Origin of the sequence: Kingella sp. (in: b-proteobacteria) (assembly GCF_030527935.1) — a bacterium.
Taxonomy (GTDB): Bacteria; Pseudomonadota; Gammaproteobacteria; order Burkholderiales; family Neisseriaceae; genus Kingella_B.
Genome location: NZ_JAUMZV010000058.1, coordinates 1 through 11515, shown reverse-complemented (window position 1 = coordinate 11515; position 11515 = coordinate 1). Strand labels below are relative to the sequence as shown.

Below are 11515 nucleotides of genomic sequence, written 5' to 3'. Positions count from 1 at the left end.
AGGGGAAATTCTAACTTAATGTGAATTTCCTGAGTTATCTAGGACAGCCCCAAAATTTTTCCACCCCCTTTGTTAAAAATTGATAAAAATCATTTACAATCCAGCACACCATTCGTTTACGTTTTGCCCGCCCCACCGCGCGTAAAACTTTCTTTAATCTCATCTCACACTCAGGACTTCTTATGACAGGACATCTCGGTTTCCCCATAGAAACGGTTGCCGTTTTCATCATCTTATCGGTTGGCGCGATTGCGATTGACCTTTTTGCCCACAGAGACGACAAGCCCATGTCGCTCAAAAGTGCCACCATGTGGTCTTTATTTTGGGTGTTTGTGTCTATTTTGTTTGGCTTTTATTTGTGGATACACCACGGCAGCGAAGTGGCGAGCTTGTTCTTCACGGGCTACATGCTGGAAAAGGTGTTATCCGTAGACAATTTGTTTCTCATGATGGCGGTGTTTGCATGGTTTAAAGTGCCCGAGGGGCTGCGCCATCGCGTGCTGTATTGGGGCATCATCGGCGCGATTATTTTCCGCATGATTTTTGTGGCGATTGGCGCGGGCTTGCTGGCGTTAAGCTCTTGGGTGGAATTGCTTTTTGCTGCTGCGGTGTTCTATTCCGCCGTGGTGATGCTGAACCAAAAAGAAGAGGAAGAAGCCACCGAAGATTATTCCGACCACTTGGCGTACCGCTGGGTGCATAAATTCTTCCCCGTGTTCCCGCGCTTGTATGGGCACAATTTCTTTTTGAACGCGGAAGAATTAGCCAAAGCGCAAGCCGATAGCCCTGAAACGCATTTGGAATTGGCAGGCGAAGATGTGAAACACCCCGAAAACAGCCATCCACACGCGATGAAAAAAGGGCAATGGGTGGCAACACCGCTGTTTTTATGCTTGGCGGTGATTGAATTGTCGGATGTGATGTTTGCGTTTGACAGCGTGCCTGCGGTGATTGCGGTGTCCAAAGAGCCGCTGATTGTGTATAGCGCGATGATGTTTGCCATTTTGGGCTTGCGGACGCTGTATTTTGTGCTGGAAGCGTTGAAAGCCTATTTGGTGCATTTGGAAAAAGCGGTGATTGTGTTGCTGTTTTTCATCGCGTTTAAGCTGGCGTTGTCGGCAACCAATCATATGTTCCACCACGGCTGGGATATTTCGCCCAATGCTTCGTTGGTTGTGGTACTGGTGGTGCTGGCGGCGGGCGTGGCGGCTTCGTTTTTGTTCCCTGAAAAGGAAGAAGCGGCGGCTGAACCTGCAGCGGCGCAGTCGGTTGCACCAGCGGCGGAACAAGCCGTTGAGCAGCCTGAAACCGCGCAAACGGCAGAGCAAGCGGTTGCGCCATCTGGCGAAGCAGCATCTGCTGAAACGGCTTCCAATGCTGGCGACAACAGCGCAAACGATTAACCTAATTCACTTTCAGGCAGCCTGAAAGTAGTATGGGGCTGCTTACAATTGGTGTTGCGGTGGCTTTTACGCCATAAAACGGCATATGCCACGTTGAAAATACTCGCCTATGGAGGGCATAGGCTCGCATTTTCGCCTTGCATCCGCCATTTTCTGACGCAAAATCCGCTTCGCAAACCCATTGTAAACAGCTCCTAGGCAGCCTGAAAATGTATAAAACACGCATCGTGTTTCGTTCGTTTTCAGGCTGCCTTTTATACCCCGCACAGATGGGCAGCCTGAAACCCATCTATCCAATCAACCCTGTTCATTCACCAAAGGAAAAACCATGGCAGTTACATTAAGCAAAGGTCAAAACGTTTCATTAAGCAAAACCGACCCGCTGTTAAAACACATTCTTATCGGCTTGGGCTGGGATGCGCGCAGCAGCGATGGGCAAGATTTTGACTTAGATGCCAGCGTGTTTATGACGGCAGACAACGGCAAAGTGCCGTCTGATGATTATTTTGTGTTCTACAACCAGCTCAAATCGCCCTGCGGCTCGGTGCAACACACGGGCGACAACCTAACGGGCGACGGCGATGGCGACGATGAAAGCGTTATCGTGGAATTGGAAAAAGTGCCCGCCAACATCAAATCGCTGTTTGTTACCGTAACCATCCACGATGCCGAAACGCGCCGCCAAAACTTCGGGCAAGTGAGCAACGCCTTTGTGCGCTTGGTGAACCACGAAACAGGACAAGAAGTGCTGCGCTTTGATTTATCCGAAGATTACAGCACCGAAACCGCAATGGTGTTCGGCGAAGTGTATCGCCACAACGGCGATTGGAAATTCCGCGCCATCGGGCAAGGCTACGCAGGCGGGCTGCTGGCGTTGTGTAACCAATATGGTGTAAGCGTGGGCTAACGCGCGATAGGCAGCCTGAAATGGATTTTTCGTTTAGCAAACCCGCGCCTGATTTGGGGCAAGAATATGGCAAGCATCGCTTGGCGTTTTTCAGGCTGCTTTTGTTGGCTAATCTCGTTTGTTTGGCAGTGTTGTTAGCGGGGTTTGATGAAGACGGTATCAATAGCACTACCCTGTCGCTCGCCGCTTTATGGTTGCTGTGGACGCTGTACTACCTTGCCAGTTGGTACAAAAACCGCATCATCTTGCACCACAACGGCATCATCCTGCGCCGCCTGCTGTTATCCGATAAAACATTCTATTTCCAGCCCGATATGCGCGTATTTGTGCGAAAATGGCAGTATGGCATTGTTTTCTTATCGCGCTTTGCCACTTCCTGCACACAAATTCGTCTCTATACCCCAAATGGTGACAAGCTCAAACTCTCATCAAGCTGGAAACCCCCAGAGCGCGTGTTAGCCGTATTGCGACAATATCAGCTTATCCACACCCTGCCCAATTTGCGCGAAGCCTACGACAACGGGGAAACGCTAGATTTTGGCGGCGTGCAACTTAATCACGCAGGCATTTGGATTAAGCGCAAGTTTTACAGCCTGCAAGAATACACACCCAAAATCAAAAACGGCAGCTTGTATTTGCACAAAATCAAAACCAACGGCAAAAGCAAATGGCGAGCCGCTGCCGATGTATCGCTGGCAGACATTTGCGAAGTGGAAATTGTGCTGGATTGGATAGGCTTTCAAGGCGCAGATTTAAACCAATACACCACCGAGCAGTACAAATTCAACCCTTTCTTTTAAGCGCAACCGCGTTTCAGGCTGCCTTTCACCCCCAAGGAGCAAACCATGAACATGAAAACACTCTACACCCTGTCCCTAACCCTGCTGCTTGCCGCTTGCGGTGGCGAAAAACAAACCGCCAACGCGCCCACCGAAACCGTTACCCCCAACGCGGAGCAAAATCAGCAAGCCGAAAAAATAGCGCAGCAAGCCGAGCAGGAAGCGGCGCAATCGGCAAGCGAAGCGATGGAGCAAGCAGGCAAAGCCGCCGAAGTGGCAACCGAGCAAGCAGGCAAGGCGATGGAACACGCGGGCGAAGCAGCAAAAATCGCCACCCAGCAAGCGATGCAACAAGCCAGCGAAGCCGCCACCCAAGCCATGCAGCAAGCCAGCGAAGCGGCAACCCAAGCGATGCAAAAAGCAGAAAAAATCAAGCAAAACGGCATGGCAACCGCCAAGAAAATGAAAGAATCCGCCACCCAACACGCTGAGCAAGTGAAACAACAAGCCGAGAAAATCAAGCAAAACAGCCAAAACGCGGCGGAAAAAATCAAAGAAAACGTGCCATCCAAATAGCGATAATCTCGTTTTCAGGCTGCCTTAAATTCGCTTGCTATGCCTGATGGCTCAGCATAGGCAGCCTGAAAATCCCTTTTCTTCAACCCCACTCATAGGAGTAACAACATGGCAATTAGTTTGCAAAAAGGCGGTAACGTTAGTTTAAGCAAAGAAGCCCCCGGTTTAACCAAAATGCTGATTGGCTTAGGCTGGGATGTGCGCGCCACCGATGGCGCAGATTTTGACTTGGACGGCAGCGCGTTCTTGCTCAACGCCAGCGGCAAAGTGCGCTCCGATGCCGATTTTATTTTCTACAACCAGCCCAAATCCGACAACGGTGCAGTCGCACACCAAGGCGATAACCGCACAGGCGCGGGCGAAGGCGATGATGAAGTGATTGAAGTGAACCTATCTGCCGTGCCCGCCGATGTGGACAAAATCGCCATCACCGTAACCATCCACGATGCCGATGCCCGCAAGCAAAACTTTGGGCAAGTGTCCAGCGCGTTTATCCGCTGCGTGAACGCCGATAGCAATGTAGAAATCGCCCGCTTTGATTTGTCGGAAGATGCTTCGGTGGAAACCGCGATGATTTTTGGCGAAATCTACCGCCACAATGGCGAGTGGAAATTTAAAGCGATTGGCCAAGGCTTTAAAGGCGGATTGGGCGCGTTGGCGCAGCATTTTGGCGTGAATGTTTAAGCCATAGACAACCCAAAATAGGCAGCCTGAAACGCGCAACACCCATTTTCAGGCTGCCCTACCCCACCAATCCACAAGGAAACCACCATGCCCACCTTTACCATAACAGGCAATGAAGACCCTTTTCTCCACGTTTCGCTGCGCCAAGGCGAACGCATTTCCTGCGAAAGCGATGCGATGGTGATGATGGAAAGCAATTTGGATTTGCAAAGCAGAATGCAAGGCGGCTTTTTGAGCGCGTTGGCACGGCGTTTAGCCAATGGCGAGAGCTTTTTCCAGCAACACATCACCGCCACGCGCGGCGATGGCGATTGCCTGCTTGCGCCGATGATGAACGGCGGCATTGAAGTGCTGGACGTGGGCGCGGTGCAATACAAAATATCAGACGGCGCATACATGGCGGCAACCGCCGATGTTGCCGTAACCGCGCAAATGCAGCAGCTTGGCGCGGCGATGTTTGCCAGCACAGGCGGCTTTTTTATCGGGCAAACATCGGGCAAAGGGCAAGTTGCCGTGTGCGGCTTTGGCACGCTGTTCACGCTAGACGTTACCCCCGACAACCCGATTGCGGTGGACAACGGACACGTTGTCGCATGGGACAGCAGCTTGTCCTACAAAATCTCGCTCACCACAGGGCAAGACCGTGGCTTGCTGGGCAATATTGTGAACAGTATCACCAGCGGCGAAGGCGTGGTTTTGAAGTTCTCGGGCAGGGGCAAAGTGGTAATTTGCTCGCGCCATTTGAAACGCTTTGCGGGCTGGGTCGCCAGCCAACGCGCGGGTTGATGGCTGTTTCGCCCTATCTAGTAGGCAGCCTGAAAACAATTAGGGCAGCCTGAAACCCCAACTCAACTACATTTTTTCACCCCCTAAACAAAGGAAACCATCATGGCAGTGAATTTGCAAAAAGGACAAAAAATCTCTTTGGAAAAAGAAGCAGGCGCGAAGCTCAACTCGGTTGTTATGGGCTTGGGCTGGGATGCCGCGAAAAAAGGCGGCTTTTTGTCCAGCCTATTTGGAGGCGGCAGCGGCGAGATTGATTTAGACGCATCGTGCTTTATGTTTAACGAACAAAATCAACTGGTGGATTTGGTGTTCTTCAACCATCTGCACAGCGAAGATGGCTCCATCCAACACAGCGGCGACAACCGCACAGGCGATGGCGATGGCGACGACGAACAAATCGCCGTTGCGCTCAACCGCGTGCCCGCGCACATCAAATCGCTGGTGTTTACCGTGAGCAACTACACAGGGCAAGATTTCAGCAAAGTGGAAAACGCCTTTTGCCGCCTGATTAACGGCGACAACGGGCAAGAAATCGCGCGTTACGACCTATCGGCGCAAGGCAACCACACCGCGCAAATCATGGCAAAAGTGTATCGCCACAACGGCGAATGGAAAATGCACGCCATCGGCGAAAACAGCCAAGGCGCAACGCCCGATAAAATCATTCCCAAAATTTTGCCGCATTTGTAAAGCCAATCAGGCAGCCTGAAAACCATCTTTATAGTGAAATAAATCAAGAAATATCTCATTCAATCGGTACGTAGAGTGTGTGAACTTGTTCACGCACCGTTTAGCCAAGCCAAATGGTGCGTGGCAAAGCCACACACCCTACTCATGCCGTTTTTATTTTGGCTTACTATAAAATGCTGTTTTGGCTTTTCAGGCTGCCTATGCCCCCTATTCCACTATTCACTTCATCACACAGGAGCAGCCATGCGCCGATTACCCGTTTACCTACTCGTTGATACATCAGGCTCCATGCACGGCGAAGCCATAGAAGCCGTGCGCAATGGGCTGCAAGTATTGATTTCCGCCCTGCGCCAAGACCCCTACGCGCTGGAAACCGCCTATTTATCCGTGATTACCTTTAACAGCAGCGCGCAACAAATCACGCCCTTAACCGAATTGATGAATTTCCAAGTGCCCGACATCCAAGCCAGCGGCACAACCGCCATGGGCGAAGCCCTAACCCTGCTTGCCGATTGCATCAAGCGCGAAGTGGTGCAAGGCAGCGCGGAAGTGAAAGGCGACTGGAAGCCCGTGGTGTTCCTGCTTTCCGATGGCGCGCCCACCGACAGCATCAGCAAGGGCATTGAAGCGTTGAAATCGGTGAAAATTGGCACGTTTGTTGCCTGCGCGGCGGGCGCGTCTGCCGACAGCAACACGCTGAAACAAATCACCGAAATCGTGGTATCGCTGGATACAGCGGATGCCAATTCCATCAAAGCCTACTTTAAATGGGTGTCGGCTTCTATTTCGGTGTCCAGCCAAAAAATTGAAAATGGCGGCAAGGAAGTGAGCGGCTTGGATGAGCTTCCCCCACCCCCGCCTGAATTGAATGTGGTGCTTTGAGTGTAACAAGGCTTTTATGGTTTTCAGGCTGCCTTGGGGCGCATCGCCATCGTATCCCCAAAGGCAGCCTGAAAACGCAAAACGATGCTATACCGCGCTCAATAGGGCGCAAGTAGGGTGAATTGAATGGGATGCTGTAATTAAGGTTTTTTCAGGCTGCCTTTGTTGGCCAATATGATGCCATGCATACAAAGGCAGCCTGAAAACATAAAATGCTCGCCACGAAGAGCGGGCGGCTCATTTTTCAGCAACCGAAAGCGTGGGTATGGCGGCGCAACGCCATGCAACGGCAAAATCCACAGCCACCTTTCAGGCAGCCTGAAACGCATTAAAAGGACAACAACATGGCAATCTCGTTAAAAAAAGGACAAGGCGTAAACCTGCGCAAAGACACGGGCTTCAACCTTTCGCGGCTCAAAATCGGCTTGGGCTGGAGTGTGGTCAATAGCCATCCCGAGTACGATTTGGACGCGGTGGCTTTTGTGTTAGACAGCGCGGGCAAGGTGCGCAATTTGGGCAAACTGGGCGACAACGGCAAGCCCACGCTGGTGGGCGGCGATGTGGTGTTTTACAACTCGCTGGTGCACCCCAGCGGCAAAATTCGTTTGAGTGGCGACAGCCGAACAGGCTCGGGCAGCGATGATGACGATGAAACCATTGAAGTGGATTTGGATAATTTGCCGCGCGAATACGCTGCGATTGTGTTTGCCGTGGTGATTTTTAAAGGCAAAGAGCGCGGGCAGTCGTTTGCGGGGGTAAACAAAGCCCACATCCGCGCTTTGGATGCCAACGGGCGCGAAATTTGCCGCTACGAAATCGGCGGCGATGCCCAAAACGCGCCCCATTGCGCCATGACCTTTGCCCGCGCCGAACGCGATGCGCAGGGCGAATGGGTGTTCCGCGCGGTGGGCGAGTTTGCCCAAACCGACCGCTTTGTGGACTTGCTGCGCGCAAGCTATATGCCGTATTAACCTATTTTCAGGCTGCCCCTTTGCTATTGATTATGAACAAGGAAACACTATGTCTAACCGCCGACTGCTTACCTACATTTGCATTGACACATCAGGCTCTATGCGCGGCGAGCCGATAGAAGCCGTGAACTCTGGCTTGCACGCGCTGATGTCGTCGCTGCGCCAAAACCCCTATGCGCTGGAAAGCGTGCATTTGAGCATCACCACGTTTGACAGCCAAATCCAAACCGTGCTGCCGCTCACGCCGTTGGAGCAAGTGGTGCTGCCCGAAATCGTTTGCCCCGAAAGCGGCGCAACCTTTCTGGGCGGCGTGTTGGAGCACATTGTTGCCGCCGTTAAACGCGACCGCATCATGGGCACAGCCCAGCAAAAAGGCGACTGGCGACCGATTTTAATCGTGCTCACCGATGGCAAGCCCACCGACCTGTTGGCATACAGCGAAGTGCTGCCCGAAATCAAAAAGCTCGGCTTTGGCAACATCGTCGCTTGCGCGGCGGGGCCCAAAGCCGATGCCAGCTATTTAAAACAGCTCACCGACAACGTGGTTTCGCTGGACACCATGGACGCGGCTTCGTTCGCCAAATTTTTCCAATGGGTGTCCGCCGCCGTTGCCCAAAGCAGCGTGAGCGTGGGCAGCCCCGCAGGCGCAAGCGAATTGCCCCCACCGCCGCCTGAAATCAATGTGGTGTTGTGAGCCGATAGATTAGGTAGCCTGAAAATGGTTAAAACCCGTTTTCAGGCTGCCTTTAACCATCGCGTGTTAGCCCTAGCTTCATTATCCAGCAACCCCAAGGTAGCCTGAAACCCTATCTCCCAGTTTCAGGCTGCCTTATCTTTTGCCAGACCACGCCGCGCATCGCGGCGTACCCACGCGGGGAACGTTTGCCGCAGTCCCACCCTTCCCGCCCGCTCCCCAACGTGTACCGTTGCACCCACCCCACAAACCACCATCGCAAATGCAAATCCTTACTATTTAGCTTGGAAATTTCCCCGCCACCCGCTATCATTTACACCTTTTCACATTCTCGCTGTATTTGTAAACACACACAAAGGAATCCCCAAATGAAAACTCGCTTTACCCTAGCCATGCTGCCGCTTGCCCTTGCCAGCACATTTGCCCAAGCAGACGACACCGCCGCACCGCAAGACGGCGGCGAATTGCAAACCGTGTATGTAACCGCGCAACGCCAGTTGCAACAATCGCTGGGCGTATCCAAAATCACCGCGCAAGATTTGGAGCACCGCCCCGCTGTCAACGACATTTCCGACATCGTGCGCACCATGCCGGGGGTAAACCTAACGGGCAACACCGCATCGGGCGAGCGTGGCAACAAACGCCAAATTGACATTCGCGGCATGGGGCCTGAAAACACGCTGATTTTGATTGACGGCCGCCCCGTAACTTCGCGCAACGCCGAGCGTTATAGCTGGCGCGGCGAGCGCAACACGCGCGGCGACAGCAACTGGGTGCCTGTTGAAGACATTGAATCCATTAGCGTTTTGCGCGGGCCAGCGGCAGCGCGGTATGGCTCGGGCGCGGCGGGCGGCGTGGTTAATATCGTTACCAAGAAAGTCAGCACCGAATGGCATGGCGCGTTGGATTTTTACACCAATCAGCCGCAAGACAGCAAAGAAGGCAAAACCAACCGCATTGGCTTTAATGTGAGCGGACCGATTATTCAAGACAAGCTGGGCATTCGCATCTATGGCAGCCTGAATAAAACCGATGCCGATGCTGCCGACATCAACACCGCCACCGTAACCACCACGCGGCGCGGCGGGCGCACCGTAACCAGCACCAGCTTGGGCGCAGGGCGCGATGGCGTGAAAAACCGCGACATCGCCGCGCGCGTGGCATGGCGCATCACGCCCGAACAAACGCTGACGCTGGATAGTTCATACAGCCGCCAAGGCAATATCTACGCGGGCGACAACCAAAACAACAACCCCAATGCGTTCACCGAATCGCTGTATGGCTCAGAAACCGTGCGTTTAACCCGCATCAGCAACGCGCTCACCCACGAAGGCTATTGGAGCTGGGGCGACACCAAAGTGGTGGCGCAAATTGACCGCACCGAAAATCATCACTTGGTGGAAGGCTTAATGGGCGGCCTCGAAGGGCAATACCAATCGCCCAAAACCTTTACCGATAGCACGCTCAACACCCGCCGCCTGTTTGGCGAAGCCAATATCCCGTTTAAACTGGGCGGCGACCATGTCGTAACCCTAGGCGCGGAATACAACCACGACCGCCTAAACGACAAAGGCTCTATGGTGCAAGGCTTCTCCGACCAAGGGCGCACCGACCGCTTTGCAGGCATCGGCACAGGGCGCAACAGCAAAACCAGCCAAAGCAATTTCGCGCTGTATGTGGAAGACCACTATCGCCTAAACAACGGCACAACCCAGCTTATCCCAGCCTTGCGCTTTGACCACAACAGTGTTTCAGGCAGCAATTGGAGCCCCGCGCTCAACTTTGTGCAAGCACTTGGCAGCGGCTGGAGCATCAAAGGCGGCATCGCCCGCGCCTACAAATCGCCCAATCTCTACCAAAGCAACCCCAACTATATCTTGTACACACGCGGGCAAGGCTGCGCCGCAGGCACGCCCGCATCTATCCGTTGCTATTTAATGGGCAACAGCAGCCTGAAACCCGAAACCAGTTGGAACAAAGAAATTGGCTTTGAATTTGCCAACGACAAAGTGCAAGCGTCTATGGCGTATTTCCACAACGACTACCGCAACAAAATCGTGGCAGGCGACCGCGCCATTATGCGCAGCCAGCTTGGCAACTATATGTATCAATGGACAAACGCCCGCAAAGCCTTGGTGGAAGGCGTGGAAGGCAACTTAACCCTGCCGCTGCACCGCACGCTCAAATGGACAACCAATTTCACCTATATGCACAAATCCATCAATAAAGACACAGGCAACCCGCTTTCCGTTACGCCCAAGTTCACTATCAACAGCAGCCTGAATTGGCAACCCAACGAAAAACTGGACGCGGCGTTAAACCTAACCTACTACGGCAAGCAAAAACCGCGCACCGTGATTTTGAACAACGCCGAGCGCAACACAGGCTTATCGGGCGAAACGGTGAAACCGTATGCCTTAGTGGGCATCAGCGCGGGCTACCGCTTCAACAAATATGTGAACCTGCGCTTGGGCGTGAACAATTTGTTTGACAAAAAACTGTATCGCAGCAGCAATAACAGCAGCGCACAAAGCTACAACGAACCCGGTCGCTCGTTCTACGGCAGCCTGAAAGTGTCGTTTTGATTGAATGGCGTTGCGCGCGCCATAGATAATCGCCCAAATGCAGAATGGAACGGTTTTGCATTTGGGCGGTTTTGTTGTGTGCGAATGGGATAGGCAGCCTGAAAATGGGGGGTGGGCTTTTGGTTTCGCTTTTCAGGCTCCCTAATAGTTAATTTGAATACCGATTTAATTTATTCATTAGTGTTCTAAAAAGTATACTGCCTATATTTTTACTCATCTAGTCTAATCAGCTTACCTTTTACCTTGACGCATAGACCTTCGTTACCATTACACCTAGCCAGTCGTCCTTTGCTTATAGCAGAATTAATATCATTAGCCCATTCTGCACGTTCTAATTGTTTCACGGTATTTTGTGTAATCAGAAAAGCCGCAGTAAGAGAAATAATAATAGCTACCCCAGAAGCAGCCAACGTACCCCATACGATAAATTTCAATTTCCTAACAATATCTTTTTGTTGATCTCCTACATAACTTGCAGCAAAACTTAATTCTTGGTTAATTATTTGGTAATGTCCTAAAAAGTATGCTGCCTATTTTTTAATCATCACACATAACCAT

The 11515-nt window shown here is 52.3% G+C and carries 15 protein-coding genes; 14 read left to right on the top strand and 1 reads right to left on the bottom strand.

The annotated features are described in order from the left end of the window. Positions 1 to 182: 182 nt before the first annotated feature. The 14 genes from Q4A85_RS12670 to Q4A85_RS12605 all read left to right on the top strand — a co-directional run bounded on the left by Q4A85_RS12670 (position 183) and on the right by Q4A85_RS12605 (position 10957). Positions 183 to 1403 carry a TerC/Alx family metal homeostasis membrane protein gene (locus Q4A85_RS12670; RefSeq protein ID WP_303110921.1) on the top strand — a complete coding sequence of 407 codons (1221 nt, stop codon included), beginning with the start codon at positions 183 to 185 and terminating at the stop codon, positions 1401 to 1403. Between the two features lie 209 nt (positions 1404 to 1612). Beyond that, positions 1613 to 1747, top strand: coding sequence for a hypothetical protein (locus Q4A85_RS12665; RefSeq protein WP_303110919.1), 135 nt, complete (start codon positions 1613 to 1615; stop codon positions 1745 to 1747). Continuing rightward, positions 1732 to 2310: a TerD family protein gene (locus Q4A85_RS12660; RefSeq protein ID WP_303110917.1), complete on the top strand. Its 579-nt coding sequence runs from the start codon at positions 1732 to 1734 to the stop codon at positions 2308 to 2310. The genes Q4A85_RS12665 and Q4A85_RS12660 overlap by 16 nt, the downstream gene beginning before the upstream one ends. A 20-nt stretch (positions 2311 to 2330) precedes the next feature. After that, complete coding sequence (locus Q4A85_RS12655; RefSeq protein ID WP_303110915.1) at positions 2331 to 3110, top strand: DUF6585 family protein; 780 nt, start codon at positions 2331 to 2333, stop codon at positions 3108 to 3110. A gap of 45 nt (positions 3111 to 3155) precedes the next feature. After that, positions 3156 to 3665 carry a hypothetical protein gene (locus Q4A85_RS12650; RefSeq protein WP_303110914.1) on the top strand — a complete coding sequence of 170 codons (510 nt, stop codon included), beginning with the start codon at positions 3156 to 3158 and terminating at the stop codon, positions 3663 to 3665. Between the two features lie 108 nt (positions 3666 to 3773). Then, on the top strand, positions 3774 to 4349 hold the full coding sequence (locus Q4A85_RS12645) for a TerD family protein (RefSeq protein WP_303110912.1): 576 nt from the start codon (positions 3774 to 3776) through the stop codon (positions 4347 to 4349). An 87-nt stretch (positions 4350 to 4436) separates the two neighbouring features. Beyond that, complete coding sequence (locus Q4A85_RS12640) at positions 4437 to 5135, top strand: TIGR00266 family protein (protein ID WP_303110911.1); 699 nt, start codon at positions 4437 to 4439, stop codon at positions 5133 to 5135. 102 nt (positions 5136 to 5237) lie between these two features. Next, entirely contained in the window at positions 5238 to 5825 is a 588-nt protein-coding gene (locus Q4A85_RS12635; RefSeq protein ID WP_303110910.1) for a TerD family protein, read from the top strand. Positions 5826 to 6068: 243 nt separating this feature from the next. After that, positions 6069 to 6707: a VWA domain-containing protein gene (locus Q4A85_RS12630; RefSeq protein WP_303110908.1), complete on the top strand. Its 639-nt coding sequence runs from the start codon at positions 6069 to 6071 to the stop codon at positions 6705 to 6707. Next, the gene (locus Q4A85_RS12625; RefSeq protein WP_303110906.1) at positions 6694 to 6828 is read left to right on the top strand and encodes a hypothetical protein; all 135 of its coding nucleotides are present in this window, start codon (positions 6694 to 6696) and stop codon (positions 6826 to 6828) included. Before Q4A85_RS12630 ends, Q4A85_RS12625 begins: the two co-directional genes overlap by 14 nt. Positions 6829 to 6884: 56 nt before the next feature. After that, positions 6885 to 7067, top strand: coding sequence for a hypothetical protein (locus tag Q4A85_RS12620; protein ID WP_303110904.1), 183 nt, complete (start codon positions 6885 to 6887; stop codon positions 7065 to 7067). Then, the gene (locus Q4A85_RS12615) at positions 7052 to 7678 is read left to right on the top strand and encodes a TerD family protein (protein WP_303110902.1); all 627 of its coding nucleotides are present in this window, start codon (positions 7052 to 7054) and stop codon (positions 7676 to 7678) included. The genes Q4A85_RS12620 and Q4A85_RS12615 overlap by 16 nt, the downstream gene beginning before the upstream one ends. Positions 7679 to 7727: 49 nt before the next feature. Beyond that, a complete protein-coding gene (locus tag Q4A85_RS12610; protein WP_303110900.1) occupies positions 7728 to 8372 on the top strand; it encodes a VWA domain-containing protein in 645 nt (214 codons plus the stop codon). Positions 8373 to 8740: 368 nt separating this feature from the next. Then, positions 8741 to 10957, top strand: coding sequence for a FepA family TonB-dependent siderophore receptor (locus Q4A85_RS12605; protein ID WP_303110898.1), 2217 nt, complete (start codon positions 8741 to 8743; stop codon positions 10955 to 10957). A gap of 209 nt (positions 10958 to 11166) precedes the next feature. Here the strand turns inward: Q4A85_RS12605 and Q4A85_RS12600 are convergent, their stop codons facing one another. Continuing rightward, positions 11167 to 11391, bottom strand: a complete 225-nt coding sequence (locus Q4A85_RS12600; protein ID WP_303110896.1) for a hypothetical protein — start codon at positions 11389 to 11391, stop codon at positions 11167 to 11169. Between the last annotated feature and the right edge of the window lie 124 nt (positions 11392 to 11515).

What these genes read in the sequence shown, in the direction of transcription:
- Q4A85_RS12670 (WP_303110921.1), top strand. Translation starts at nt 183, where the DNA reads ATGACAGGACATCTCGGTTTCCCCATAGAAACGGTTGCCGTTTTCATC.
- Q4A85_RS12665 (WP_303110919.1), top strand. Translation starts at nt 1,613, where the DNA reads ATGTATAAAACACGCATCGTGTTTCGTTCGTTTTCAGGCTGCCTTTTA.
- Q4A85_RS12660 (WP_303110917.1), top strand. Translation starts at nt 1,732, where the DNA reads ATGGCAGTTACATTAAGCAAAGGTCAAAACGTTTCATTAAGCAAAACC.
- Q4A85_RS12655 (WP_303110915.1), top strand. Translation starts at nt 2,331, where the DNA reads ATGGATTTTTCGTTTAGCAAACCCGCGCCTGATTTGGGGCAAGAATAT.
- Q4A85_RS12650 (WP_303110914.1), top strand. Translation starts at nt 3,156, where the DNA reads ATGAACATGAAAACACTCTACACCCTGTCCCTAACCCTGCTGCTTGCC.
- Q4A85_RS12645 (WP_303110912.1), top strand. Translation starts at nt 3,774, where the DNA reads ATGGCAATTAGTTTGCAAAAAGGCGGTAACGTTAGTTTAAGCAAAGAA.
- Q4A85_RS12640 (WP_303110911.1), top strand. Translation starts at nt 4,437, where the DNA reads ATGCCCACCTTTACCATAACAGGCAATGAAGACCCTTTTCTCCACGTT.
- Q4A85_RS12635 (WP_303110910.1), top strand. Translation starts at nt 5,238, where the DNA reads ATGGCAGTGAATTTGCAAAAAGGACAAAAAATCTCTTTGGAAAAAGAA.
- Q4A85_RS12630 (WP_303110908.1), top strand. Translation starts at nt 6,069, where the DNA reads ATGCGCCGATTACCCGTTTACCTACTCGTTGATACATCAGGCTCCATG.
- Q4A85_RS12625 (WP_303110906.1), top strand. Translation starts at nt 6,694, where the DNA reads ATGTGGTGCTTTGAGTGTAACAAGGCTTTTATGGTTTTCAGGCTGCCT.
- Q4A85_RS12620 (WP_303110904.1), top strand. Translation starts at nt 6,885, where the DNA reads ATGCCATGCATACAAAGGCAGCCTGAAAACATAAAATGCTCGCCACGA.
- Q4A85_RS12615 (WP_303110902.1), top strand. Translation starts at nt 7,052, where the DNA reads ATGGCAATCTCGTTAAAAAAAGGACAAGGCGTAAACCTGCGCAAAGAC.
- Q4A85_RS12610 (WP_303110900.1), top strand. Translation starts at nt 7,728, where the DNA reads ATGTCTAACCGCCGACTGCTTACCTACATTTGCATTGACACATCAGGC.
- Q4A85_RS12605 (WP_303110898.1), top strand. Translation starts at nt 8,741, where the DNA reads ATGAAAACTCGCTTTACCCTAGCCATGCTGCCGCTTGCCCTTGCCAGC.